At 63.1% G+C, this 25,278-nt stretch carries 26 protein-coding genes and 1 pseudogene; 16 read left to right on the top strand and 11 right to left on the bottom strand.

What is annotated here, in order from left to right:
- The first annotated feature begins 57 nt into the window (after nt 1-57).
- The 4 genes from X751_RS145185 to rpsT all read left to right on the top strand — a co-directional run bounded on the left by X751_RS145185 (nt 58) and on the right by rpsT (nt 3,419).
- A complete protein-coding gene (locus tag X751_RS145185; protein ID WP_023745280.1) occupies nt 58-1,296 on the top strand; it encodes a phosphopentomutase in 1,239 nt (412 codons plus the stop codon).
- Nucleotides 1,289-2,179, top strand: a complete 891-nt coding sequence (gene mutM / locus X751_RS145190) for a bifunctional DNA-formamidopyrimidine glycosylase/DNA-(apurinic or apyrimidinic site) lyase (protein WP_023745279.1) — start codon at nt 1,289-1,291, stop codon at nt 2,177-2,179. Before X751_RS145185 ends, mutM begins: the two co-directional genes overlap by 8 nt.
- A gap of 40 nt (nt 2,180-2,219) precedes the next feature.
- Nucleotides 2,220-2,993 (top strand): enoyl-CoA hydratase, encoded by a 774-nt coding sequence (locus X751_RS145195; RefSeq protein WP_023745278.1) that lies wholly within the window; start codon nt 2,220-2,222, stop codon nt 2,991-2,993.
- A 159-nt stretch (nt 2,994-3,152) separates the two neighbouring features.
- Entirely contained in the window at nt 3,153-3,419 is a 267-nt protein-coding gene (rpsT, locus tag X751_RS145200) for a 30S ribosomal protein S20 (protein ID WP_023669577.1), read from the top strand.
- Nucleotides 3,420-3,445: 26 nt separating this feature from the next.
- Here rpsT and X751_RS1000000167035 read toward each other — a convergent pair whose 3' ends face one another.
- A complete protein-coding gene (locus X751_RS1000000167035; RefSeq protein ID WP_156936394.1) occupies nt 3,446-3,697 on the bottom strand; it encodes a hypothetical protein in 252 nt (83 codons plus the stop codon).
- A 569-nt stretch (nt 3,698-4,266) separates the two neighbouring features.
- On the opposite strand from X751_RS1000000167035, the gene dnaA reads away from it, so the two are divergent.
- Complete coding sequence (gene dnaA, locus X751_RS145205; protein WP_031204276.1) at nt 4,267-5,811, top strand: chromosomal replication initiator protein DnaA; 1,545 nt, start codon at nt 4,267-4,269, stop codon at nt 5,809-5,811.
- A gap of 27 nt (nt 5,812-5,838) precedes the next feature.
- Here the strand turns inward: dnaA and X751_RS1000000167030 are convergent, their stop codons facing one another.
- Nucleotides 5,839-6,114: a hypothetical protein gene (locus tag X751_RS1000000167030; protein WP_156936393.1), complete on the bottom strand. Its 276-nt coding sequence runs from the start codon at nt 6,112-6,114 to the stop codon at nt 5,839-5,841.
- On the opposite strand from X751_RS1000000167030, the gene dnaN reads away from it, so the two are divergent.
- From dnaN to X751_RS145230, 6 genes and pseudogenes are all read left to right on the top strand, one after another.
- Complete coding sequence (dnaN, locus tag X751_RS145210; RefSeq protein WP_023669575.1) at nt 6,113-7,231, top strand: DNA polymerase III subunit beta; 1,119 nt, start codon at nt 6,113-6,115, stop codon at nt 7,229-7,231. The genes X751_RS1000000167030 and dnaN overlap by 2 nt on opposite strands.
- Before the next feature lie 58 nt (nt 7,232-7,289).
- Nucleotides 7,290-8,435 (top strand): DNA replication/repair protein RecF, encoded by a 1,146-nt coding sequence (recF, locus tag X751_RS145215; RefSeq protein WP_023745276.1) that lies wholly within the window; start codon nt 7,290-7,292, stop codon nt 8,433-8,435.
- Between the two features lie 31 nt (nt 8,436-8,466).
- A pseudogene (locus tag X751_RS01000000163960) lies at nt 8,467-9,224 on the top strand (molybdopterin-synthase adenylyltransferase MoeB).
- A 4-nt stretch (nt 9,225-9,228) separates the two neighbouring features.
- Nucleotides 9,229-9,717, top strand: a complete 489-nt coding sequence (locus X751_RS145220) for a GNAT family N-acetyltransferase (RefSeq protein ID WP_023745275.1) — start codon at nt 9,229-9,231, stop codon at nt 9,715-9,717.
- Entirely contained in the window at nt 9,714-10,967 is a 1,254-nt protein-coding gene (locus tag X751_RS145225; RefSeq protein WP_023745274.1) for an aconitase X catalytic domain-containing protein, read from the top strand. Before X751_RS145220 ends, X751_RS145225 begins: the two co-directional genes overlap by 4 nt.
- A complete protein-coding gene (locus tag X751_RS145230) occupies nt 10,964-11,377 on the top strand; it encodes a DUF126 domain-containing protein (protein WP_023745273.1) in 414 nt (137 codons plus the stop codon). Before X751_RS145225 ends, X751_RS145230 begins: the two co-directional genes overlap by 4 nt.
- A 12-nt stretch (nt 11,378-11,389) precedes the next feature.
- On the opposite strand, the gene X751_RS145235 is transcribed toward X751_RS145230, so the two are convergent.
- Entirely contained in the window at nt 11,390-12,391 is a 1,002-nt protein-coding gene (locus tag X751_RS145235; RefSeq protein WP_023669570.1) for a D-glycerate dehydrogenase, read from the bottom strand.
- A 157-nt stretch (nt 12,392-12,548) separates the two neighbouring features.
- Between X751_RS145235 and X751_RS145240 the strand changes: the two genes are divergently transcribed.
- Nucleotides 12,549-13,106, top strand: a complete 558-nt coding sequence (locus X751_RS145240) for an SH3 domain-containing protein (protein ID WP_023669569.1) — start codon at nt 12,549-12,551, stop codon at nt 13,104-13,106.
- Between the two features lie 13 nt (nt 13,107-13,119).
- On the opposite strand, the gene X751_RS145245 is transcribed toward X751_RS145240, so the two are convergent.
- Both X751_RS145245 and irrA read right to left on the bottom strand, forming a co-directional pair.
- Entirely contained in the window at nt 13,120-13,479 is a 360-nt protein-coding gene (locus X751_RS145245) for a DUF4260 domain-containing protein (RefSeq protein ID WP_023669568.1), read from the bottom strand.
- A gap of 10 nt (nt 13,480-13,489) precedes the next feature.
- Entirely contained in the window at nt 13,490-13,921 is a 432-nt protein-coding gene (gene irrA, locus X751_RS145250) for an iron response transcriptional regulator IrrA (RefSeq protein WP_031193300.1), read from the bottom strand.
- A gap of 344 nt (nt 13,922-14,265) precedes the next feature.
- Here irrA and fabA point away from each other — a divergent pair, with 344 nt between their 5' ends.
- The 4 genes from fabA to X751_RS145270 all read left to right on the top strand — a co-directional run bounded on the left by fabA (nt 14,266) and on the right by X751_RS145270 (nt 18,708).
- Entirely contained in the window at nt 14,266-14,781 is a 516-nt protein-coding gene (gene fabA, locus X751_RS145255) for a 3-hydroxyacyl-[acyl-carrier-protein] dehydratase FabA (RefSeq protein ID WP_023745272.1), read from the top strand.
- Between the two features lie 122 nt (nt 14,782-14,903).
- The gene (gene fabB / locus X751_RS145260; RefSeq protein ID WP_023696728.1) at nt 14,904-16,124 is read left to right on the top strand and encodes a beta-ketoacyl-ACP synthase I; all 1,221 of its coding nucleotides are present in this window, start codon (nt 14,904-14,906) and stop codon (nt 16,122-16,124) included.
- Between the two features lie 33 nt (nt 16,125-16,157).
- The gene (fabI, locus tag X751_RS145265) at nt 16,158-16,970 is read left to right on the top strand and encodes an enoyl-ACP reductase FabI (RefSeq protein WP_023669564.1); all 813 of its coding nucleotides are present in this window, start codon (nt 16,158-16,160) and stop codon (nt 16,968-16,970) included.
- A gap of 184 nt (nt 16,971-17,154) precedes the next feature.
- Entirely contained in the window at nt 17,155-18,708 is a 1,554-nt protein-coding gene (locus tag X751_RS145270) for a bifunctional diguanylate cyclase/phosphodiesterase (RefSeq protein ID WP_023745271.1), read from the top strand.
- 16 nt (nt 18,709-18,724) lie between these two features.
- Here the strand turns inward: X751_RS145270 and X751_RS145275 are convergent, their stop codons facing one another.
- The 6 genes from X751_RS145275 to rbfA form a co-directional block, all read right to left on the bottom strand.
- Entirely contained in the window at nt 18,725-19,738 is a 1,014-nt protein-coding gene (locus X751_RS145275; protein ID WP_023745270.1) for a class I SAM-dependent methyltransferase, read from the bottom strand.
- A gap of 85 nt (nt 19,739-19,823) precedes the next feature.
- The gene (gene pnp, locus X751_RS145280; RefSeq protein ID WP_023745269.1) at nt 19,824-21,971 is read right to left on the bottom strand and encodes a polyribonucleotide nucleotidyltransferase; all 2,148 of its coding nucleotides are present in this window, start codon (nt 21,969-21,971) and stop codon (nt 19,824-19,826) included.
- A 278-nt stretch (nt 21,972-22,249) separates the two neighbouring features.
- Nucleotides 22,250-22,660: a 30S ribosomal protein S15 gene (gene rpsO / locus X751_RS145285; RefSeq protein WP_280790678.1), complete on the bottom strand. Its 411-nt coding sequence runs from the start codon at nt 22,658-22,660 to the stop codon at nt 22,250-22,252.
- A gap of 59 nt (nt 22,661-22,719) precedes the next feature.
- Nucleotides 22,720-23,814: a magnesium/cobalt transporter CorA gene (gene corA / locus X751_RS145290; RefSeq protein WP_023688739.1), complete on the bottom strand. Its 1,095-nt coding sequence runs from the start codon at nt 23,812-23,814 to the stop codon at nt 22,720-22,722.
- 44 nt (nt 23,815-23,858) lie between these two features.
- Nucleotides 23,859-24,830 (bottom strand): tRNA pseudouridine(55) synthase TruB, encoded by a 972-nt coding sequence (gene truB, locus X751_RS145295; protein WP_023703480.1) that lies wholly within the window; start codon nt 24,828-24,830, stop codon nt 23,859-23,861.
- Complete coding sequence (gene rbfA / locus X751_RS145300; protein WP_023692585.1) at nt 24,830-25,249, bottom strand: 30S ribosome-binding factor RbfA; 420 nt, start codon at nt 25,247-25,249, stop codon at nt 24,830-24,832. The genes truB and rbfA overlap by 1 nt, the downstream gene beginning before the upstream one ends.
- Nucleotides 25,250-25,278: the final 29 nt, after the last annotated feature.

Raw genomic sequence — 25,278 nt, 5'->3', positions numbered from 1 at the left:
GCCAATGCCGCGACGGGACCTTATGTCTGGTCAACCAGACTGGCAATGACGGCACCGATGGCACGCGCTTTCCTCTTCGTTCTCGATTCTTTCGGCATTGGCGGCGCCGCCGATGCCGAACCCTATGGGGACGCCGGCTCGAACACATTCGGACATATCGCGCTGGCCTGCGCGGAAGCCCGCGCCGATCGCGAGGGCCTGCGCGAGGGACCGCTGAAGGTGCCCACCATGGTTTCGCTCGGTCTCGGCCGCGCAGCAGAAACCGCAACCGGCTTCCAATTCGACAGCAAAGCCGCTGTTTCAGCCTCCGCTTTCCACGGCGCCGCGCAGGAGATTTCGAGCGGCAAGGATACGCCGTCGGGTCACTGGGAAATCGCCGGGCTGCCCGTGCGGTTCGACTGGGGCTATTTCCCCGATAAGGTGCCCGCCTTCCCTGCCGAACTGGCCGAAGCGATGATCCGCGAGGGTAAGGTGCCGGGCATTCTCGGCAACTGCCATGCGCCCGGCACGGAGATCATCGAGCGCTTCGGCGAGGAGCATATCCGCACTGGCCAGCCGATCTGCTACACCTCGGTCGATTCCGTCCTGCAGATAGCAGCGCACGAAGTTCATTTCGGCCTGGAGCGGCTCTACGAGTTCTGCAAGACGGTACGCCGGCTGGTCGATCCGCTGAAGATCGGACGGGTGATCGCACGGCCTTTCCTGGGCGAAACATCGGCCACCTTCGAGCGCACCTACAACCGCCATGACTACGCCGTGCCGCCGCCTGAGCCGACGCTGCTCGACCGCTTGACCGGGCGCGGCAGCCGGGTGATCGCGGTCGGCAAGATCGGCGACATCTTCGCCCACCGCGGTATCTCGGAAGTACGCAAGGCGCCCGGCAACATGGCAATGTTCGACAAGGCGCTGGGCGCGATGGACGATGCCGGCGACGGCGACCTGGTGTTCGCCAATTTCGTCGATTTCGACACCGAGTTCGGCCATCGCCGCGACGTCGCCGGCTATGCTGCGGCGCTCGAAGCCTTCGACCGCCGGCTGCCCGAGGCACTGGCAAAGCTGAAGCCGGGCGATCTGCTCATCCTCACCGCCGACCATGGCAACGATCCGACATGGCGTGGCACCGACCACACGCGCGAACGCATCCCGGTCATCGGCATCGCACCGGGTCTCACGGGCGGCGACATCGGGCTCAGGACCACCTTCGCCGATATCGGCGAGACGGTCGCCGAACACCTCAAGCTGGCGCGCGGCCGCCACGGCGCTTCCTTCCATGCGGCGATAGGCGGCCATGCCTGAACTGCCCGAGGTCGAAACCGTCCGGCGCGGCCTGCAGCCGGTTCTGGAATGCGCGCGGATCGTGCGCGTCGAGGCACGCCGGCCAGATCTCCGATTTCCGTTTCCGGCGAGATTTGCGCAGAGGCTGACCGGCAAGACGGTCAACGCGCTTGGCCGCCGCGCCAAATATCTCACCATACACCTGGACGGTGGCCCCGTGCTGATCTGCCATCTCGGCATGTCGGGCTCGTTCCGCATCGAGGCCGCTGATGACAAAGAGACGCCCGGCACGTTCCATCAAGAGCGCTCGAAGGATGCCAAGCACGACCATGTGGTGTTCCATGTCGTGTCGCCTGTCGGCGTCCAGTCTCGCGTGGTCTTCAACGACCCGCGTCGCTTCGGCTTCATGTTGTTTGCGGAAGGCCTGGCCGACGCGCATCCGATGCTGGCGGGACTGGGCGTCGAGCCGACCGGCAATGCGCTGGAAGGCACCCTGCTCGCCTCGCTGCTGAAGGGCCGCAGATCGCCGTTGAAGGCGGCGCTGCTCGACCAGAAGCTGATTGCCGGGCTCGGCAATATCTATGTGTCGGAAGCGCTGTGGCGCGCCGGCCTGTCGCCATTGCGCGAGGCAGGCACCATCGCCGGGACCAGCAAGAGGGCCAAGGAACAGAGCGAACGACTGGCCGAGGCAATCCGTTCGGTGATTGCCGATGCGATCGCCGCCGGCGGGTCTTCGCTGCGCGACTATGTGCACACAGACGGGTCGCTGGGCTATTTCCAGCATTCCTTCGCGGTCTACGATCGCGAAGGCGAGCCCTGTCCGACGCCCGGCTGTCGCGGCCAAATCGAGCGCATCGTGCAAAGCGGCCGCTCGACCTTTTATTGCCGGACCTGCCAACGGTAAGCTAGACGGTCCTTCAGTGCCGCAACCAGGAGGCCAGCCCATGAGCTATGAAACTATCATCGTCGAGACGCGCGGCAAGGTCGGCCTGATCACGCTGAACCGGCCCAAGGCGCTCAACGCGCTGAACGCGCAGGTGCTGGCGGATTTGCTGACGGCGGCAAAGGGGTTCGACGCCGATCCCGGCATCGGCGCCATGGTCATCACCGGTTCCGAGAAGGCTTTTGCGGCGGGCGCCGACATCAAGGAAATGCAGGCCGTCACCTACGCGGAGGCCTATGTGCAGGATTTCTTCGTCGGCTGGGAAGAGTTTACCCGCACCCGCAAGCCGATGATCGCGGCGGTCGCCGGCTATGCACTGGGCGGCGGCTGCGAACTGGCGATGATGTGCGATTTCATCATTGCCGCCGACACGGCGAAATTCGGCCAGCCCGAAATCACGCTCGGCGTCATTCCTGGCATGGGCGGGTCGCAACGGCTGACCCGCTTTGTCGGCAAGTCGAAGGCCATGGACATGTGCCTGACCGGACGGATGATGGATGCCGCCGAAGCCGAGCGCAGCGGCCTGGCGTCGCGCGTCGTGCCGGCCGGCGAGTTGATCGAGGAGGCGATGAAGGCCGCGGCCAGGATATCAGAGTTTTCGCTGCCATCGGTGATGATGGCCAAGGAGGCAGTCAACCGCGCCTACGAGACGACGCTGGCGGAGGGACTGCGCTTCGAACGCCGGCTGTTCCACTCGCTGTTTGCGCTCGACGACCAGAAGGAAGGGATGGCCGCCTTTGCCGAGAAGCGGAAGCCGAATTTCACCAATCGCTAGAGTGGCGGCGGCGAGGACCAAAAAGAAGCCAAAGCGGCGTTGACGCGCCGGAAAAGCTGAACTATAAGCCGCTCCAACCGAGGCGGCCGTTGGCTGCCCGTTTGTTTTTTGCGCCCTGCGGCATCCCGCATGCGCCCACCAGATCAGAAGAGAGGCATCATGGCCAATACCTCCTCGGCCAAAAAGGCAACGCGCAAGATCGCCCGCCGCGCAGCGATCAACAAGAACCGCCGCTCGCGCGTGCGTACATATGTCCGCCAGGTCGAAGAGGCACTGGCTGCCGGCGACAAGGCAGCCGCGCTGGAAGCCTTCAAGACCGCAGAGCCGGAATTGATGCGCGCCGCGACCAAGGGCGTGATCCATAAGAATACGGCATCGCGCAAGGTGTCGCGTCTGGCTCACCGCCTCAAGGTGCTGGCGGCCTGATCGACCGTTCCTGAACTGTCGTTCTTTCAAACCCGGCCAATCGCGCCGGGTTTTTTCGTTTTCCGGCAAGCACTTAAAAAGAACGGCCGCAAAGCACGCCCGAGCCGCATTCCAGAGTCTGGAATGCTTTGCCGGCACATACACTCCCACTGATATTCCAATCCGCCGAAACGGCCCACGCCAATAAATTTGGCTGTCACAAATTGCTGATACTTTTCAACGACTTGCTGGAAGTGATCCACAGCTTGTTCACATCGCCTGTGGGCGATAGGCAGCAAGTTGGTGTCAAGCGAATTATTTCAGAAAATTTCAAACCGCACAGCCATTTTCATATTCGCGGCAAAAGGGTTTGAATCCCAATGGCTTTGTCAAAATATGCGCTTCCAGCACGGAGCCCGAACCGTTGTTCACTAACCAGATTCCTTAAAAATCCGTTAGAGGTGGCCTTGCCCTATCCACAGCGATTTCGGTAATGTCGATCTATCGAAAGGGACGGGCCATTAGCCCTTAACCCAGCCTGAATCGGCCAGCTAACAGTGGCAGAATTCATGACGTGGATCAATTCCGCGAACGGGTATGGCTTGCCTTTTCGATACGATAGGGGACTGGCGTAATTGTACATGGCAGCTTGATGGCGCACCGGCGTTTTCGCCGGGCAGCACCGCTTTGCCCGAACATGTCAGACGGACTGGCCTTAAGCAGCCGGGACCGATCCCATTCTGACGAGGCAACGTCATCCGCCGGCGGCGGCGGTGGTGTTGTAGCGAAGATACGGTCGCCGGAAACATGGGTGCAGGAGGCGCACTCCCGGCGGAAAAAAGGTACAAAGGAAAAGGGACGCACAATCATGCAGAGCGGCATCGAGCGGGAGCTTACGGGCGACCTGCCATTTCCCGGAACATTGGTCGGAGCGCACGATATGGCGGCTTCCAACGACGCGGAACAGAAGTTCGACCGGGTCAAGGCCCAGTTGAAGGCGCGCCTGGGAACCGAGGTCTATTCGAGCTGGTTCGGCCGTATGAAGGTGGCTGAGGCTTCCCGGGGCATTGTACGCATCTCGGTGCCCACGGCCTTCCTGCGCTCGTGGATCAATGGCCATTATCTCGATCTCATCGCCGATCTGTGGAAGCACGAGGATCCCGAAATCCTCAAGATCGAGATGGTCGTGCGCACCGCGACCCGTCCGGCCCGCAATGGCGTCGAACCCGAGGTCGTGCCGGCGCGCAAGATGACCAAGCATACGCAGACCGCATTGGCGGCCGGCACGGTCGGCCCCGGCAGGATGGAGCGGGCGCCCGCCCCTCGTCCCGGCACGCCGATCGAGAGCGAATTCCGGCACAATGTGCTGGGGTCGCCGCTCGACCCGCGCTACACGTTCGGCTCCTTCATCGAAGGCCCGTCGAACCGGGTGGCTTTCGCCGCAGCCAAAGCCGTGGCGGAATCGCAGTCGAGCGCGGTGCGCTTCAACCCGCTGTTCCTTCATGCAACCGTCGGGCTCGGCAAGACGCACCTTTTGCAGGCGATTGCGGCCGAATCCCTGAAACAGAACCCGAAATCGCGCGTCGTCTATCTGACGGCCGAATATTTCATGTGGCGCTTCGCCACCGCGATCCGCGACAACAATGCGCTGACGCTGAAGGAACAGCTGCGCGACATCGACCTCTTGATCATCGACGACATGCAGTTCCTGCAGGGCAAGTCGATCCAGCACGAATTCTGCCATCTCATCAACATGCTGCTCGACAGCGCCAAGCAAGTGGTGGTTGCCGCCGACAGGCCGCCGTCGGAACTGGAATCGCTGGAACCGCGGGTGCGCTCGCGCCTCAATGGCGGTGTCGCGCTGGAAATGTCGGCGCCGGACTTCGCCATGCGCATCGGCATGCTCAAGCTGCGGCTTGCCACGGCCAAGGTCGACGATGCGTCGCTCAATATTTCGGAGGAGATCCTCAACCATGTCGCCCGTACCGTCACCGGCAGCGGGCGTGAGCTGGAAGGCGCGTTCAACCAACTGCTGTTTCGTCAGTCGTTCGAGCCGGCGATCACCATCGACCGCATCGACGAGATCCTGGGGCACATCTATCGCTCTGGCGAGCCGAAGCGGGTGCGCATCGAGGACATCCAGCGCATCGTGGCGCGCCACTACAATGTGTCGAAGACCGAGTTGCTGTCCAACCGGCGCACGCGCACCATCGTGAAGCCCAGGCAGGTCGCCATGTACCTGTCGAAGGTATTGACGCCGCGCTCGCTGCCGGAGATCGGCCGGCGGTTCGGCGGGCGCGACCACACCACGGTGCTGCATGCGGTGCGCAAGATCGAGGACCTTTCCGGCGTCGACAACACGCTGGCGCAGGAACTGGAACTGTTGCGCAGGCTGATCAACGACCAAGCCTGATCGGCGCGGCAAACGGAGCGCGCCGGGTTAGAGTATTAGGTCGTCGCGCTTTAAATTTTCTTGTTTTGATGCATGTCGTTGTCCCAAAACCGCTGCGCAGTTTTCGGCGACATGCATCGGTTGCCGGCCAACGTCCGCTTTATCCCCAGAAAGCCCGCTTAACCGGCGCGAACCGGTGGCCCGGACTTGCGTTTGCTGGCTTTTTCCTGTCAGTTTGCATAGATTCTGAGCCTGTTCAGACCTTTCGCGGGGCGCCGCCCACTGGTGACCCGTCCATTCATTCAAGCGAGCCTGTTTCGTCATGCGTGTTATCCTGGAACGGTCCAATCTCCTGAAGTCGCTCAACCACGTTCATCGCGTGGTCGAGCGGCGCAATACCATACCGATCCTGTCGAACGTGCTGCTCAGCGCCGAGGGCGCCAGCCTTGAAATGAAAGCCACCGACCTCGACCTCGAAGTGACCGAAGCGACGCCGGCAAAGGTCGAGCGCGGCGGGGCGACGACGGTTCCGGCGCACCTCCTCTACGACATCGTGCGCAAGCTGGCCGACGGCGCCGAAGTGATGCTGAAGACCGATGAGGACGGCAACGCCATGACGGTGACGTCGGGCCGCTCGAGCTTTCGCCTGCAGTGCCTGCCGCAGTCCGATTTCCCGGAGCTTTCGGCGGGGTCCTTCTCACACATCTTCCGGCTCGATTCCGTCGCCCTGAGAGGCCTGATCGAAAAGACCCAGTTCGCCATCTCCACCGAAGAGACGCGCTACTATCTCAACGGCATCTACCTGCACACGCATGAAACTGGCGGCAAGCTGAAGCTGCGTTCGGTGGCGACCGACGGTCACCGCCTGGCGCGCGCCGAGATCGACGCTCCGGCCGGGTCCGAAGGCATGCCGGGCATCATCATTCCGCGCAAGACGGTCAGCGAATTGCAGAAGCTGGTCGACGATCCCGATGTCGCGGTGACCACCGAATTGTCCGACACCAAGATCCGCTTCACCATCGGCAGCGTGGTTCTGACCTCGAAGCTGATCGACGGCACTTTCCCGGACTACCAGCGCGTCATTCCGACCGGCAACGACAAGAAGCTGATCATCGACCGCCAGAGCTTCGCCGCCGCCGTCGATCGCGTCTCGACCATTTCCTCCGAGCGCGGCCGCGCGGTGAAGCTTTCGATCACCGAAGGCCAGGTGACGCTTGCCGTCAACAATCCGGATTCGGGCAGCGCCACCGAGGAACTGGCGGCCGACTATTCGTCCGACCCGATCGAGATTGGCTTCAACGCCAAATATCTGCTCGACGTCGCTGCTCAACTCACCGGCACGGAAGCCAAGTTCATGCTGGCCGATGCCGGCTCGCCGACGCTGATCCACGACATGGCCGATGAGACCGCGCTCTACGTGCTGATGCCGATGCGGGTGTAGCCGCACTGCGGCACACTGCAGCATGGTGATTGCGGCGACTTCTATAGGCGGATAGCGGTTGCCGGAACAAAATCACATAAGTAAGCTCACACTTACGAATTTCCGCAATTATGCGGCGTTGTCGATCGGCTTTTCACCCGGCGCGGTGGTGTTTTCCGGCGACAATGGCGCCGGCAAGACCAATCTCCTGGAAGCCATCTCGCTGCTGACGCCTGGCCGCGGCCTGCGCCGGGCGCCCTATGTCGACGTGGCCCGCGAAGGCGGCGATGGCGGCTTTGCGCTGCACGCAAGGCTCGACGGGCCGGAGGGGCAGGTCGAGATCGGCACCGGCATCACCGGGGGTGAAGCGGCCGGCGAGGGCGGTCGCAAGGTGCGCATCAATGGCGCGCCGGCACGGTCGGCCGACGCCATGCTGGAATGGCTGCGCGTGGTCTGGCTGACGCCGGCCATGGACGGCCTGTTCCCGGGGCCTGCCGCGGACCGGCGGCGCTTTCTCGACAGGCTGGTGCTTGCGATCGATCCCGGCCACGGCCAGCGCGCGCTCGACTATGAGAAGGCGATGCGCGGACGTAACCGATTGCTTACGGAAGGTTCGCTAGACGGCGCATGGTTCGACGCCATCGAGATGCAAATGGTCGAAACCGGCGTGGCGATTGCCGCGGCGCGCGCCGAGCTGGTGCGCCTGCTGGCCGCCATGATCGACAGGTTGCCGTCCAGCGGGCCGTTTCCGCAAGCCGACATCAGCCTCTTCGGCGACCTTGAAAGCCATGTCGCCTCAGCACCCGCTGTGGATGTCGAGCAACGCTATCGCGACGCCCTTGCCGACGGCCGCGAGCGCGACCGCGCCGCCGGACGCACGCTCGACGGCCCGCACCGTTCGGATCTACTGGTGCGCCACCGCCCCAAGGCGATGCCGGCCGAACTCTGCTCGACCGGAGAGCAGAAGGCGCTGCTGGTCGGCATCGTGTTGTCGCACGCAAGGCTGACCGGCGAGATGTCGGCGATGACGCCGATCCTGTTGCTCGACGAGATTGCCGCGCATCTCGATGCCGGCCGGCGCGCCGCGCTGTTCTCGATCCTGGAGGAGCTGAACTGCCAGGCCTTCATGACCGGAACCGACGCCGCGCTGTTTTCCAGCCTGAGGGGACGCGCGCAGTTCCTCACCGTCGACCACGGCACGGTTGGGCCAACCGAAGAGACCTGACAAGGTTTTTGCTCCGCTATATGGTCGGGCAATGACCCCTGCCGCCCTCACCGACGAAGAACTCGAACGCTATGCCCGCCACATCGTGCTGCCCGAGATCGGCGGCGCTGGCCAGCAGAGGCTGAAGCGGGCCCGGGTACTGGTCATCGGCGCCGGCGGGCTCGGCGCGCCGGTGCTGGAATATCTCGCTGCCGCGGGCGTCGGCACGCTTGGCATCGTTGATGACGACATTGTCTCGCTGTCCAATCTGCAGCGGCAAGTGATCCACGCCACCGATACGGTCGGTACGGCGAAGACCGAGAGCGCCAAAGCAGCGATCGCCCGGATCAATCCCCATGTCGCGGTGGAATTGCACGATTTCAGGCTGACGGCCGACAATGCTGCCGTCCTCGTCACGCGCTACGACGTGGTCGTCGACGGCTCCGACAATTTCGAGACGCGCTATGTGGTGGCTGATGCCTGCGCGGCGGAAAAGCGGCCGCTCGTGCATGCCGCCGTCGGCCGCTTCGACGGCTCGGTGACGGTGTTGATGCCGTTCGGCACCGGCGCCGACGGCAGACCGAACCCTGGATATCGCGACNCCTCTTTCCCGAAGCGCCGCCAGAGGGGCTGGTGCCGTCCTGCGCCGTGGCCGGGGTCGTCGGTGCGCTGACCGGCGTCGTCGGCACCTTGCAGGCAATGGAAGCCATCAAGCTGATCACCGGCATCGGCGAACCGCTGGTCGGCCGGCTGCTGCTCTACGATGCGCTGTCGGCGCGCTTCGACACGATCCGCTACAAGAGAAACTGAGCTTATGGATCAGTCCACCAGCGTCCTTGTTACGCAGCTCGCCTCCGATTTCGAGCGCTGGGATGAACTGCTCAGCCTAATCATGCATTCCTTTGCGCCGATGGACGGCGTCATCGATCCGCCCTCCTCTGCGCATCTGCTGAGCGTCGAAAGCCTGAGGGACAAGGCTGGGCGGGAAACGGTGTTCGTGGCTCTGCAGGGCGGCCAGATCGCAGGCTGCGTTTTTGCGCTGGAGAGACCCGATGATTTCTATGTCGGCAAGCTCGCCGTCGAACTCGGGCTTCAGGGCCGAGGCATCGGCAGACGATTGATGCAGGCTGTCGAGGATCTTGCCCGCAACCGCAACAAACCCGCCATCGAACTGCAGACGCGGGTCGAGCTCACGGCAAATCACGCAACCTTTGCGCGTCTCGGCTTCCGCGAAACCGCGCGCACGGCGCATGACGGTTATGACCGGCCGACCTCGATCACCATGCGCAAGGAGTTCGCGTGAGCCTCGCCCTCAGCGCACAGGAGCAGACAATCGCCTCCGGCCATGACGGGGCGGCGATGGCGATGCGCATCGTTGCCGAAAGCGCTGCGCTGCTCGGCGCGCCGCGACTGATCCCGATCGCCTCGACGCATATAGACGGCGCGCTCTATCACGGCGATTCCGGCACGCTGTTTGCCGAAAGGCTGGTCGATGGCGGCGCCAGGGTCGCGGTGCGCTCGACGCTCAATGTCGGCGCGCTCGATCTGATGGGCTGCTCGCGCGTGCGCCTCGAAGAGCCGGCGCGCGGCATGGCGCGACGAATGATGGAGGCCTACCGCAAACTTGGCTGCGAGCAGAGCTGGACCTGCGCGCCCTATCAGGCCGGCCACAGGCCAGCGCTTGGCAGCGATGTCGCCTGGGGTGAATCGAACGCGGTGGTGTTCTGCAATTCGGTGCTGGGGGCACGTACCAACCGCTATGGCGACTTCCTCGACATCGCCTGCGCCATATCGGGCCGCGCGCCGGATTGCGGCCTGCATCGCCCCGAGAACCGGCAGGCACGATTGGCGTTCGATGTGTCCGGCCTCTCCGCCTCGTTCCTTGGTTCGGAGATCGCTTGGCCGGTGCTGGGCAACCTCTACGGCCGTGAGGTCGGCAATGCGGTCGGCGTCGTCACCGGCATATCCAGCCATCCCGGCGAGGATGCGCTGAAGGCCTTCGGCGCGGCGGCGGCATCGTCGGGCGCCGTCGGCCTGTTCCACATTGCCGGCGTCACGCCAGAAGCGCCCGACGCCGAGGCCATCCTGGTGGGCGGCAGGCCGGAAACGATGATCCGCGTAACGCCGGAGATGGCCATGAAGGCCCGCGCCGGCCTGTCCACCGCAGCCACGCAGACCGCCATCGATGCCGTGGCGATCGGCAGTCCGCATCTGTCTTTGGCCGAATTCGATGCACTTGAGCGGCTGATTGGCGGGCGGCGGCTCAGCGTGCCGATTTACGCCTGCACCGGCCGCCACGTGCTCACCAGGCTGGAGCAGAACGGCAAGCGCAAGATGCTCGAAGCCAGCGGCGTCATCATCGTCGCCGACACCTGCGTGGTGGTGACGCCGATCCTGCCGGATCTGGCCGGCGGCGTGCTGATGACCAATTCGGGAAAATTCGCGCAATATGCCCCGGGCAATACCGGCTACGCCGTGCTTTACGGTTCGCTGGCCGACTGCGTCGAAAGCGCCGTCACGGGTAAGCCGCGATTTACGGATATCGCCGCATGAGCGCCGCAGCCGAAATTCTGGTGCCTGGCAGTGGCGGCGAAGGCGCAGCCCTGGTGTTGACCGCGCCGATCAGCTTCTGGGGCGGCGTCGATCCGAAGAGCGGCCGCATCGCCGATGTCCGTCACCCGCAGCATGGCGAAACCATTTCCGGGCGTGTGCTGTTCCTGCCCGGCACGATCGGCTCGTCCTCAGCGTCAGCCGTGCTGATGGAACTCGTCCACAATGGCCATGCGCCGACGGCACTCGTGCTGCACGAGCCGGACGCGATCCTGCTGCTTGGCTTGATCGTGGCCAGGGAAATGGGCTGGCCGACGCCGGTAGCGCTCAGGCTCGAGCGCGACGATTTTGAGGCCTATCGCGGCAAGCGTGTGAGTGTCGCGGCGGATGGCGCCCTCACAACCGCATCCTGAACGCGGCCCGCTTCAAGTCCGTAGCGGCAGCACGCGGTCCGGCGGCCGGTGGCCGTCGAAGAAGGCGCGGATGTTGATGATCACCTTCTCGCCCATGTCGATGCGGCCCTCGATCGTCGCCGAACCCATATGCGGCAAAAGCACGACCTTGTTCTTCGCGGCAAGCTTCAGCAGTTTCGAGTTCAGCGCCGGTTCGTGCTCGTAGACGTCGAGGCCGGCGCCGGCGATCTTGCCGTCCTGGATCAGCTTGACCAGCGCTTCCTCGTCGATGATGTCGCCACGCGCGGTGTTGACCACATAGGCGGTGGGCTGAAGCAGAGCCAGGCGCCGCGCCGAAAGCAGATGAAAGGTCGCCGGCGTCGACGGGCAATTGACCGAGATGATGTCCATGCGGGCAAGCATCTGGTCGAGGCTTTCCCAGTAGGTCGCCTCAAGCCCTTCCTCGACCGCCGGCAGCACGCGATGGCGGTTATGGTAGTGGATCGACAGGCCGAAAGCCTTGGCGCGCCTGGCAACAGCGGTGCCGATGCGGCCCATGCCGACAATGCCGAGGCGCTTGCCCCAGATGCGCCGCCCGAGCATCCAGGTCGGCGACCAACCGGCCCATTTCTTGTCGCTGGTGAGCACATTGGCGCCTTCGGCCAGCCGCCGCGGGCCGGCCAGCATCAGCGCCATGGTCATGTCGGCCGTATCCTCGGTCAGCACGTTCGGCGTGTTGGTGACGGTAATGCCTTTCCTGGCCGCCGCCGCCACATCGATCTTGTCGACGCCATTTCCGAAATTGGCGATCAGCTTGAGATTGTCGCCGGCCTGGGCAATCAGCGCCGCATCGATCTGGTCGGTGATGGTCGGCACCAGCACATCGGCTTCCTTGATCGCCGCGACCAGCTCCGGCTGCGTCATCGGGCGGTCCTCGACATTCAGCCTGGCGTCGAAGAGTTCGCGCATGCGGGTCTCGACCGGATCGGGCAGCTTGCGCGTGATGACGACGAGAGGCCGTTTTTTGCCTGCCATTGTTTCCTCGAACCCGATCTCGTTGAGACCTCTTTAACCAAGACAGGCGAAACTGAATACCGGTCGCGGTGCCTGCCACTCCTGTAACAAGCGGTGCCGCCGAAGACAAAGAAAAAGGGGCGCCCGGACCAAAGGGCACGCGCCGAAAGGAATGAAAGTGTCTGGTTTCGCGTCGCTTCGCCTGATCCTCAGCGCAGCGCTTCTCGGCGCTCTCCTGCATTCCCCGCAAGCCGCGGCGCAAGGTGCCGCCGCACCTGTGCAGACGGTCACGCTCGGGCCGAGCGGCCTGCCGCTGCCGCGTTTCGTCAGCCTGAAATCGGCTCGCGTCAACTCGCGCGTTGGCCCCGGCGCCAACTATTCCGTCGACTGGATGTACACAAAGGCCGGCCTGCCGATGGAAATCATCCAGGAATTCGATACCTGGCGGCGGGTGCGCGATGCCGATGGTTCGGAGGGTTGGATCAACCAGTCGCTGCTGTCCGGCCGCCGGACCGCGATCGTCGCCCCTTGGCAACGCACCAAAGGTGGCCGAATCAATCTGCTCGACGATGCCGATAAGGACGCCAGCGTCATCGCCATCATCGAGCCGGGCGTTACGGGCACGATCAAAACCTGCGATGGCCAGTGGTGCGAAATGACCTTCGACGGCCACACCGGCTGGATCGCCCAGTCGCAGGTGTGGGGCGCCTATCCCGGCGAGCACGTCAAGAATTGAGATTGCTGGAGGCCTAACGGCCGATACGGCCGAGATGGGTGTCCTGAAAACCGGTCGACAGTTTGAGACCGTAGCCGAGCGCGCGGTCGACGGCGATGTGGATGATCCAGATCAGACCAATCGCGGTCGCCGTCGAATTGGCCAGAACATATCCGGCGAGGGCCAGCAACAGCGGGACGATCAGGATGTGCAACGCGTTGTAAGCGACAGCGCCGATCCGTGCCCCGGCGAGATAGCCCAGCATCGACAGGTCGGGCGCCAGAATAAGCAGGGCGAACAGCCACCAGGAAACGCCTGACGCGGCATAGGCGACTATAGCCACGACCGCGACCGCAACCCATTCGAGCCGGATTGCAAAATCGACAGGTTTCACGGGTTGGGGCTTAAACGCTGCGCTTCGGGCGCAGCCTCACCACGATGTCGACATTGGCGATCTCCATGCCTGCGGGTGGCTCCGGCAGGTTGGAGACGGTCACCGGACCGCTTTCTATATCGAAGATCCTGTTTTCGCCTTCGATGTAAAAATGATGGTGATCGGAGGTGTTGGTGTCGAAATAGGTCTTGGACCCCTCGACCGCCAGGATGCGCAGCAGGCCGGCCTGGGTGAACTGGTGAAGCGCGTTGTAGACGGTGGCGAGCGAGACCGGCACGCCGGCGGCGACCGCCTCTTCATGCAGTTCCTCGGCCGAAAGGTGGCGGTCGCCCTTGGCAAACAGCAGATCGGCCAGCGCAATGCGTTGGCGTGTCGGCCTAAGGCCGGCTTCGCGAACCCGCTTGTCCACAGCGACATTTTCCTTCCGGCCGCCCAGATCCATCTATCCGTCCAAGCCCACAGTTCTGCCTCAAGACACGCCCAGAGTGGCGAAAAAACGTCATCAACCGAAACTGGATACCTCCCGACATATATTCTGTTGGCGGAATACGATCAATAGAGCGACGTGCGTCCAGTTGGACGCACTAAGTGCGCTCTATTGCTTTTTTGGCGTCACATCGTGCTTTCCGGAATCGAAATCGATTTCGGGCCGATGCGAGAGCGCGCATTGACCCGGGCAGACGGGCGGGTTAAGCGCAAACCCCGGTTTCCGGCCCGAAAGGGATTGTGTTAGGAAACCAACGACAAGGGCGCCCCACCGCCCGGGACATTATGGGGACGAGACATATGGCGGGTTCGAAATCCAACTACGGTTATGAGGAATTGCTTGCCTGCGCCCGCGGCGAACTGTTCGGGCCCGGCAACGCCCAGCTACCCTACCCGCCCATGCTGATGTTCGACCGCATCACCGAGATCAGCGAGACCGGCGGCGCCCACGACAAGGGCTTCATCCGCGCCGAATTCGACATCAAGCCGGACCTGTGGTTCTTCGCCTGCCATTTCATCGGCAATCCGATCATGCCTGGGTGCCTGGGCCTCGATGCCATGTGGCAATTGACGGGGTTCTACCTCGGCTGGCTCGGCGAGCCGGGCAAGGGCATGGCGCTGTCGACCGGCGAAGTGAAGTTCAAGGGCATGGTGACGCCTTCGGTCAAGAAGGTGGAATACGGCATCGATTTCAAGCGCGTCATGCGTGGACGCCTGGTGCTCGGTATCGCCGATGGCTGGCTTAAGGCCGACGGCGAACCCATATACGCTGCGACAGACCTCAAGGTGGGGCTGTCCAAGCAATCGGCCGCCTGACCGGCGCCACTGCAGCAGGGCGTTCCCGGACGCGCAACGACGCTGCGGCATTTTGATTTTGCGTATGATCGCCGGCGAAAACCGACTAGGGTTTCGGGATCATCCGCTGGAAGGAGTTGCGAATGAGAAGGGTCGTCGTCACAGGCCTCGGCATCGTATCGTCGATCGGCAACAACGCCAACGAGGTGCAATCCTCGCTCCACGATGCCAAATCAGGCATCAGCTTCTCCGATTCCTTCGCCGAACACGGCTTCCGCTGCCAGGTCTGGGGCGCGCCGACGCTCGACCCGACCCCTATGATCGACCGGCGTGCCATGCGCTTCCTGAGCCAGGGCGCGGCCTGGAACCATGTCGCGATGGACCAGGCGATCGCCGACGCCGGGCTTGGCGAAAGCGACATCACCAATGAGCGCACCGGCATCGTCATGGGCTCGGGCGGCCCCTCGACCCGCACCATCGTCGAGGCGGCCGAGACCACGCTCAAGAACAACAGCCCCAAGCGCATCGGTCCGTTCGCGGTGCCGAAGGCGATGTCGTCGACCGCGTCGGCGACGCTCGCCACCTGGTTCAAGATCCACGGCGTCAACTATTCGATCTCGTCGGCCTGCTCGACCTCGGCGCATTGCATCGGCAACGCCTACGAACTGATCCAGTGGGGCAAGCAGGATGTGATGTTTGCCGGCGGCCATGAAGACCTCGACTGGACGATGTCGGACCTGTTCGATGCCATGGGCGCGATGTCGTCGAAGTATAACGATCGTGCGCCGACAGCTTCCCGCGCGTATGACGCCAATCGCGATGGCTTCGTCATCGCGGGCGGCGCGGGCGTCCTCATCCTGGAGGAGCTCGAACACGCCAAGGCGCGCGGCGCCAAGATCTACGCTGAGATCGTCGGCTATGGCGCGACGTCGGACGGTTACGACATGGTGGCGCCGTCGGGCGAAGGCGCGGTGCGCTGCATGCGCCAGGCTCTGGCGACGGTGTCCACGCCGGTCGACTACATCAACACCCACGGCACCTCGACGCCGGTTGGCGATTCCCGGGAAATGGGCGCCATCCGAGAGGTGTTCGGCGACACGATGCCGTTCATCACCTCGACAAAGTCGCTGACCGGCCATTCGCTGGGTGCCGCCGGCGTCCAGGAATCGATCTACTCGATCCTGATGATGCAAGGCGGCTTCATCGGCGAGAGCGCCCACATCGAAAACCTCGATCCCGAATTCGAGGGCATGCCGATCGTGCGCAAGCGCATCGACGACGCCAGGATCGACACGGTTTTGTCCAATTCGTTCGGCTTCGGTGGCACCAACGCAACGTTGATTTTCCAGCGCTATTCCGCATAAGGCCAGCGTTTTATTGTAGGGGGATTGCCGGCCATGGACGGACTGATGAAGGGCAAGCGCGGGCTTGTCATGGGCGTCGCCAACGATCATTCGATCGCCTGGGGCATCGCCAGGAAATTGTCCGAACACGGGGCGGAGCTTGCCTTCACCTATCAGGGCGACGCCTTCGGGCGCCGCGTCAAGCCGCTTGCCGAGAAACTTGGGGCGTCACTGGTGGTGCCGTGCGACGTCGAGGACAGCGCATCGGTCGCCGCTACCTTCGAGACGCTCGGCAAGGAATGGGGCGGGCTCGACTTCGTCGTCCACGCCATCGGCTTTTCCGACAAGAACGAGCTCAAAGGGCTCTACGCCGACACCAGCCGCGACAATTTCGTCCGCACCATGGTCATCTCCTGCTACTCCTTCACCGAGGTCGCCCGCCATGCCGCCCCGCTGATGAGCGAAGGCGGCGCGATGATCACGCTGACCTATGCCGGCTCTGTCCGCGTCATGCCGAACTACAACGTCATGGGCGTCGCCAAGGCCGGGCTGGAAGCCAGCGTGCGCTATCTCGCCAACGATTATGGCCCGCGCGGCATCCGGGTGAACGGCATATCGGCGGGACCGGTGCGTACTTTGGCCGGCGCCGGAATCTCGGACGCCCGCCACATGTACTCCTACCAGCAGCGCAACTCGCCGCTGCGCCGCACGGTGACCATCGACGAGGTCGGCGGCTCGGCGCTCTATCTTTTGTCCGACCTCTCGTCAGGCGTCACCGGCGAAATCCACTATGTGGATTCCGGCTATCACATCGTGTCGATGCCAACCCTGGATGAGTTGAAGCAGACCGACAGCGTACGCGATTAATTCACCAGAAAAATCAGATGCATCGGCGGAAACTCATTTTAAGGAGATATCCGCTAGAAGTCCTATGGGCTTGGGCTCTGCGCGTTCTTGCTGGGCGCAAAGGATGCTTTAGCCTTTATGAATTTGCGCGTGATATTTCCCGAAAGTCGAGTTGATTTCGGGATCATGCGACAGGGACTGAGCAATGCCTGCTGTCAGCAACCCGAAGCGAACACCTGTGTTCCGGCTGCTCACCGTCGCCAGTTCGGGCCTTGGCAGTTTCATCCTTGGGCTTTGGGGCCTCCGGCATGGTTTCGGGGACGGCTTTGCCGGCATGCAGGCGGAAACCATGATCGGCATCGCGTCGGCGCTATGCGCGCTGGCCGCCGCCGGTGCTGCCTTGTCCTTCTTCGCCGGCGTCGATGAATCGGTGGACTACGTTTTCAACGAAACCCATTTCGACAAGCTGACCGGGCTTTTGGCGCGGCCGGCGATGGTCGGCAGGATTGCCGACGCGGCGTCCGCGACGATCAGGACCGGTGAGCCGGTGTTCCTCATCGACATCGACATCGACCGCTTCAAGCAGATCAACGACGCCATCGGCTACAGCCATGGCGACGAACTGATCCGCGGCTTCACCAAGCGGTTGAAGGCCTGCATGCCCGAAGGCGCGGTGATGGGGCGCATCGGCGCCGGCGAGTTCGCTATCCTTGTCAGGGAACACCAACTCCAAAGCTCGATGGAAAGCACCGTCGAAACCATGATCGAGGAGATGCTGAAGCCGTACCAGCTCGATTCTCACCTGCAGTCGGTCGGCCTGTCGGTCGGCATCGTGGCGATGCCAAAGGATGGCGTCGATCCGGTCCTCATCCTGCGCCGCTCCAACCTGGCGCTGCAGAATGCCCGCGCCGGCGGCGTGGGCAACTGGTCGGTCTTCCATTCCGACATGGGCCAGGTCGCCGACTACCGCCACTGGATCGAATCCGAACTGCACATCGCCTTCGACCGTGGCGATTTCGACCTTCATTACCAGCCGCAGCTCGACCTGCCGACCGGCCGTGTCGTCGGCTACGAGGCGCTGATCCGCTGGAAGCACCCGGAACGCGGCATGATCCCGCCGATGGAATTCATTCCGATCGCCGAAGAGACCGGCATGATCCACCCGATCGGCAATTGGGTGCTGAACAAGGCCTGCAGCGATGCCCGTCATTTGCCCGAGGACTGCTTCGTTGCCGTCAACATCTCGCCGGTCCAGTTCATGACCAAGGATTTCGTAGGCATCGTGCGCGACACGATGGCCAGCACCGGCATCAAGCCGTCGCGCCTGGAGCTCGAACTGACCGAGACGGCGATGATGCAGGACCGTGACCGCGCCGCCATCATCCTGCAGCAGCTTGCCGACATGGGCATCTCGGTGGCGGTCGACGATTTCGGCACCGGCTATTCCAATCTGAGCTACCTGATCGACTTCGCCTTCGGCAAGCTGAAGATCGACCGCTCGTTCGTCAGCCGCATCGACACCGATTCCAATTCGGGCGCCGTCGTCTCTACCATCGTTGGCCTGTCGCGGGCGCTCGGCGTCGGCATCATCGCCGAAGGCGTCGAGACCGAGAACCAGGCGACGCTCTTGCGGGCGGCCGGCTGCGAGATGGTGCAAGGCTATCTGTTCGGCAGGCCGGCGCCGCTCAAGATCAAGCCTGGCGACATCAGACCGACCATTCCCGTCCACGAGCCGGCGCGCATCGTCAGCATGCATTGAGGTGACCGGCACCGTCCTATCGGCGCGCGGAGAAAACCTTGAACATGCCGTCGCGGGCGAGCTCGGCATGGCTGGAGAAGACGGCCTTCAGAACCGGTTCGTAAGGCAGCTGACGGTTCGCCACCATGAACAGCCGCCCGCCCGGCTTCAGCGCCTTGCCCGCCGCCTGGATCATGCCGGCGCCGATTTCCGGCTCGGCCGCCCGGCTGCGATGGAAGGGCGGGTTCATGACGATGGCATCATAGCGCCGCTCGACCGGCTCGCTCAGCAGATCGGTCCAGAAGAAGCCGGGCTCGAAGCCTGTCTGGCCGATATTGCCCCTGGCCGCCTCAAGCGCGTCGAAATCCGCTTCGTAAAGGTCGAGCCCCGTTATGCCGGATGAACGTGCCGCGACCTCGGCGGCGACATAACCCCAGCCGGCGCAGAAATCAGCAATGTTGCCGCGCAGGTCTTTGGGCAGGTTGTCGACCAGAAGTTTCGAGCCGACGTCGATCCGGTCGAAGGAGAACATGCCAGGCGCGGTACGGAAGCGGTCCTCTACGACCAAGGCGGGATTGGCGACGCGCAGTTTTTCCGCAGGCGCCAGATCGGCCGGACGGCGAAGCCAGAAGGCGATGCCGTGATATTTCGGCAGATGCCCTTCGATGGGGACAAGCTGGTCGATGCGCTTGCGCAGGCTGGCGATGCCTTCGTCCTTGCCGCCGGCGACAATGATCAGACCGCCCGGCGTGACGCGTTCGATCGCCTCGGCAATACGCATCTCGTTTAGCCCACGATGGCGGCCGGCAAGCACGAGCGCTGCATCGAATGCATCGCCTTCCGCGCGCGGCGTTACCTTGTGACCGGCACGCTCCAGCGCTCGGAGATGCGGCCGGAAACCCTGTGCAAGATGGAGCTCTGCCTCGAAGCCTTCCGGCAAGCGGAAGCCGGGCTCCGCACCCAGGAACAACACACGCTCGCCCTTTTGCGGCAGAGGGAGCCCCTCGGCCTCGAAGGGATGGAACAGTGTCTTCAGCGGCTCAGCGGCCATTCTTCGATTCTCATGTCGTAGACGGGTATTAAACGAAAACGGGCGCGACATAAGCCGCGCCCGTTCAACTCTATTGTCAGACCACTCAGGCGGCGTTTTCTTCGCCTTCGGCCTTCTTGTCGCGGGCGATTTCCTTGCCGGTGGCCTGGTCGACGACCTTCATCGACAGGCGGACCTTGCCGCGCTCGTCGAAGCCCATCAGCTTGACCCAGACCTTGTCGCCTTCCTTGACGACGTCCGAGGTCTTGGCGACCCGGTCGTTGGCAAGCTGCGAGATGTGGACGAGGCCGTCACGCGGACCGAAGAAGTTGACGAAAGCGCCGAAGTCGGCGGTCTTGACGACCGTGCCTTCGTAGATCTCGCCGACTTCCGGCTCGGCGACGATGGTATGGATCCACTTCTTGGCCGCCTCGATCTCCTTGGCGTTCGACGAAGCGATCTTGACCGTGCCGTCGTCCTCGATGTTGATCTTGGCGCCGGTCTTCTCGACGATCTCGCGGATAACCTTGCCGCCGGAGCCGATCACGTCGCGGATCTTGTCGGTCGGGATGTGCATGACCTCGATGCGCGGTGCGAACTCACCGAGTTCGGGGCGGGCGCCGGTCAGAGCATGCGCCATCTCGCTGAGGATATGCTGGCGGCCGTCCTTGGCCTGGTCCAGCGCGATCTTCATGATCTCCTCGGTGATGCCCTCGATCTTGATGTCCATCTGCAGCGAGGTGATGCCGCCTTCGGTACCGGCGACCTTGAAGTCCATGTCGCCGAGGTGATCTTCGTCACCCAGGATGTCGGACAGAACCGCGAAGCGCTCGCCTTCCTTGATCAGGCCCATCGCGATACCAGCAACCGGCTTGGCCAGCGGAACGCCGGCATCCATCAGCGCCAGCGATGTGCCGCAGACGGTGGCCATCGACGACGAACCGTTGGACTCGGTGATCTCCGAGACGACGCGCAGCGTGTAGGGGAACTGGTCAGCGCTCGGCAGCATCGGACGGATGGCGCGCCAGGCGAGCTTGCCGTGGCCGATTTCGCGGCGGCCCGGCGAACCCATGCGGCCGGTCTCACCGACGGAGTAGGGAGGGAAGTTGTAGTGAAGGAGGAACTTCTCCTTGTACATGCCGGTCAGCGAATCGACATACTGCTCGTCCTCGCCGGTGCCCAATGTGGCAACCACAAGCGCCTGGGTCTCGCCGCGGGTGAACAGCGCCGAACCGTGCGTGCGCGGCAAGACGCCGACTTCCGAGACGATCTTGCGGACCGTCTTGAGGTCACGGCCATCGATGCGCGAACCGGTGTCGAGGATGTTCCAGCGCACGACCTTGGCCTGGAGTTCCTTGAACACCGAACCGATCTGCTCGGAGGTGTACTTGGCGTCTTCGCCTTCGGCCGAAGCGAACGCTGCCTTGACCTTCGCCTTGACGGCGTCGACGGCGGCGTAACGCTTCTGCTTGTCGACGTTCTTGTAGGCATTGCTGAGCTCGTCGCCGACGATCTTCAGCATTTCGGCTTCAAGCGCGGAGTAGTCCGGCGCCGTGAAATCGCGCGGCTCCTTGGCGGCAACTTCGGCCAGCTTGATGATGGCGTCGATGACCGGCTGGAAGCCCCTGTGGCCGAACATGACGGCGCCGAGCATCAGCTCTTCGCCGAGTTCCTTGGCTTCGGACTCGACCATCAGCACGGCGTCGGCGGTGCCGGCGACAATGAGGTCCAGCCTGGATTCCTGCATCTCATCGACATGCGGGTTCAGCACGTATTCGCCGTTGATGTAGCCGACGCGGGCGCCGCCGATCGGGCCCATGAAGGGAACGCCCGAGAGCGTCAAAGCGGCCGAGGTGGCGACGATCGACAGGATGTCGGGATCGTTCTCGAGGTCATGCTGGACGACGGTGACGACGATCTGGGTGTCGTTCTTGTAGCCGTCGGCGAAGAGAGGGCGGATCGGGCGGTCGATCAGGCGGGAAACCAGCGTTTCCTTTTCGCTCGGACGTCCCTCGCGCTTGAAGTAGCCGCCGGGGATCTTGCCGGCGGCGTAGGTCTTTTCCTGGTAGTTGACGGTCAGCGGGAAGAAATCGAGGCCTGGCTTCGGCTCCTTCATCGAAACGACGGTGGCGAGAACCTTGGTTTCGCCGTAGGTCGCAAGCACCGCGCCGTCAGCCTGACGTGCGATCTTGCCGGTTTCCAGGATGAGCGGACGGCCGCCCCATTCGATTTCCACTTTGTGGTAGTTGAACATATCTTGTCCTTAATAAGCGGAAAGGGCCGCGCCGTTTCACGGTGCGCGGATGCCCTTTCCCTGGCTTCCTTTCTCGGGCAGCCACGGGCAAGACAACGGGAAGCTCGGGTAGATTTCGGCGCTGGTTAGCGCACGAGCGTCCTGCAATCCTGCCCCATGACCGTCCATGGGCGGTTTCGAGTGGCCTCTGCGCGCTCGAAACCGGGTCTGGCCAATCGATGCGACTGGCAGAATGCGCGACCGGCGGGCTCTCCTTCGAAAGCCCGCCGGTCAATTCGTCAACGGCGCAGACCGAGCTTCTCGATCAACGTCTGATAGCGCGCGTCATCCTTGCGCTTGAGATAATCAAGCAGGCTGCGGCGCTGGGAGACGAGAGCGAGCAGACCACGGCGGGAATGGTTATCCTTCTTGTGGTCCTTGAAGTGGTCGGTCAGGTTCTTGATGCGCTCGGAAAGGATGGCCACCTGGACTTCCGGAGACCCGGTATCGCCCTTGGCGGTTGCGAATTCACCCATCAATTCCTGTTTGCGCTCGGCAGTAATCGACATCGTGTTTTTCCTTATCTGTTTGAGGAAACGGGTCGCCCTCAGCCGGGATGTCGTCCAGCAGGGGCCGGTGCAAGCAAAGCGACATGGCGCGATGCTGCGGCGCATATAAGGCAATTCCCTGGAAAACACCAGCCCATTCATAAAGCCGGCTCGTCGCAGCCCTTTGCTCAGGAATCCAGGATCCCCCTGATACCTGAAGCTTACAGCCACTTCTTGCTTTTGAAGAAGACGATCAGCCCGACAGCAACGGCCAGCATGAACAGCAGCGAAGCCGGGTAGCCATAGTAGGCTTTCAGTTCCGGCATGTTCCACGGCGAGCTCTCGGGATCGAAATTCATCCCCCAGATACCGACCAGGAAGGTTAGCGGCATGAAAATCACCGAGACGATGGTGAGATAAGAGATCACATCGTTGGTGCGCGCCTGGCTCAGCGACAAATGCATTTCGATCAAGCCGGTCAGCATATCACGCTGGTTCTCGACCAGCTCGATCAGCCGCAATGCGTGGTCGAGCGTGTCGTTGAAGAAGATTTTCGTCTCCGGCTTCACATAGGGCACGTCGTTGCGGATCAGCGTCGCCAGCGTGTCGCGCATCGGCCACAGCACGCCCTTGAGCACATTGGCGTCGCGCCGCAATTCGTGCAGCTGGCGCATCTGATGCTTGTGAGGCGTGTTGAGCATCTCGTCCTCGATGCCATCGACCTCCTCGCTAGCGGCCTCAATCGGCGGGAAATAGCTGTCGACGATGGAATCGATGAGCGCATAGGCCAGATAGTCGGCGCCGCGCATCCGCAACCGGTTGGGCAACGCTGCGGCGATGCGCTTGCGCACGGGGTCGAACGGATCGCCTTCGCGCTCCTGGAAGGTGACGACGAATTTCTTGCCGAAGAACACCGCGATCTGCTCATAGCGATGCACCTTGACGTCGTCGATCATGCGCATGACGACGAAAGCGTGGTCCTCGAAGAAGTCGACCTTCGGCCGCTGGCCGGTGTTGACGACATCTTCCAGAGCCAGTGGATGCAGGTTGAAGATCCGGCCGATCTCCTCGATCAGCTGGATGTTGGCGAGACCGGTGCAGTCCAACCAGACGACCGGCCAGTTGTCGCAATGGGTGTTGAGATCGTCGATGCTGGCATCGTTGATGGTCTTGAATTTTTCAGGCGAAATCAGCGTCAGCCGCAGCTCGGACCGTCGCGCCGCCGGATCGGCGATCAGCGTGCCGGGCGAGGCTCCAACCGGCGGCCGGCGCGTTGTCACCGGCGCCCGCTTCTTCACCGCCTCAGCCTTTGCCATGTGCCCCTCGGATGTGACGTCGACGTAAAACTAGACGGGAGTGGTCAGCCGGCAAAGACCCGCTTCGGCTTGAACATGCCTTGCTCGATGGCGCCGATGGCGACAAGCTTGCCGCGCGCGGTGGCGCAGGCTTCCTCGGCTTCCACGGGCGCGTCGCGGCCGCGGATGATGACGGGATTGCCAAGGCGGATCTTGGTCGCCGCTTCGTCGCTGATGGCAATCTGCGGCAGGCAGTCGAGCGCGGCGGCCGTGTCGACGAGCAGCGCATCGATTGCGCCAAAGTCGATCGGCGCGTCGGCAACATCGGCGTCGCCCTCTTCGTCAGCTTCGCGCTGTTCGCCGAAACGGGCGGCTTCCAGTTCGGCGACGGTGACGAAATCCTCCTGGGTGAACGGCTCGACCTCGACCCTGCGCAATTCGGCGATGTGGCCGAAGCAGCCGAGGTCGCGGCCCATGTCGCGGGCCAGCGAGCGCACATAGGTGCCTTTGCCGCATTCGACCTCGAACGAAGTGTGGTCGGCAGCGTGCTCGACGATGTCCAGACGGCCGATCTCGATCTCGCGCGCGGGGATGTCGACTGTCTCGCCCCCACGGGCGAGATCGTAGGCGCGTTCGCCTGATATCTTGATGGCCGAGAATTGCGGCGGTGTCTGCATGATGACGCCGGTGTAGTTCGGCAGCAGCGCCCTGACATCTTCTTCCGCCGGACGGCGGTCGGAACTTTGCGTCACCGGGCCTTCGAGATCGTCGGTCGAACGCTCCTCGCCCCAAGCGACGGTGAACCGGTAGATTTTGGCGCCGTCCTGCACATAAGGCACGGTCTTGGTTGCCTCGCCCAGCGCGATCGGCAGCATGCCAGAGGCCAGCGGGTCGAGCGTGCCGGCATGGCCGGCCTTTTCGGCCTGGAAAAGCCATTTGATCTTGGAGACGGCTTCGGTCGAACCCATGCCAACCGGCTTGTCCAGCACCACCCAGCCGGAGATCGGCCGGCCCTTCTTCTTGCCGCGGCGCCCCACTATTTCTCGTCCTTGTCGTTGTCTTCGCCATCGGTACCCAAGTCTCGCGCGACTTCCGGCGATTTCAGCAAATCGTTGATCCTGGCGAAATTGTCGAAGGACGTATCGAGCTTGAAGCGGAACTCCGGCATGAACTTCATCTGGCGGAGCGCGCCGGAGACGCGGCCACGCACGAACTTCGCGTGCTTGTTGAGCGCGTCGATGACCGCACCCGTGTCCTTGGCGCCGAGCGGCGAAACGAAGGCCGTTGCGACCCTCAGATCAGTGGACATGCGCACTTCCGAGACCGAAACCACGGTGTTCTCGATCAGCGGGTCGATAATCTCGCCGCGCTGCAAGGTTTCCGACAGCGCATGGCGCACCTGTTCGGCGACGCGAAGCATGCGCTGGGATGGGCTGGAGGCGGTTGGACGGGGCATTTTTCTCAATCCGGAAAGCGTGAGGCGCG

It is taken from the genome of Mesorhizobium sp. LNJC394B00 (assembly GCF_000502555.1).
Classification (GTDB): Bacteria; Pseudomonadota; Alphaproteobacteria; order Rhizobiales; family Rhizobiaceae; genus Mesorhizobium.
This window is presented reverse-complemented; position numbering and strand designations above follow the sequence as displayed.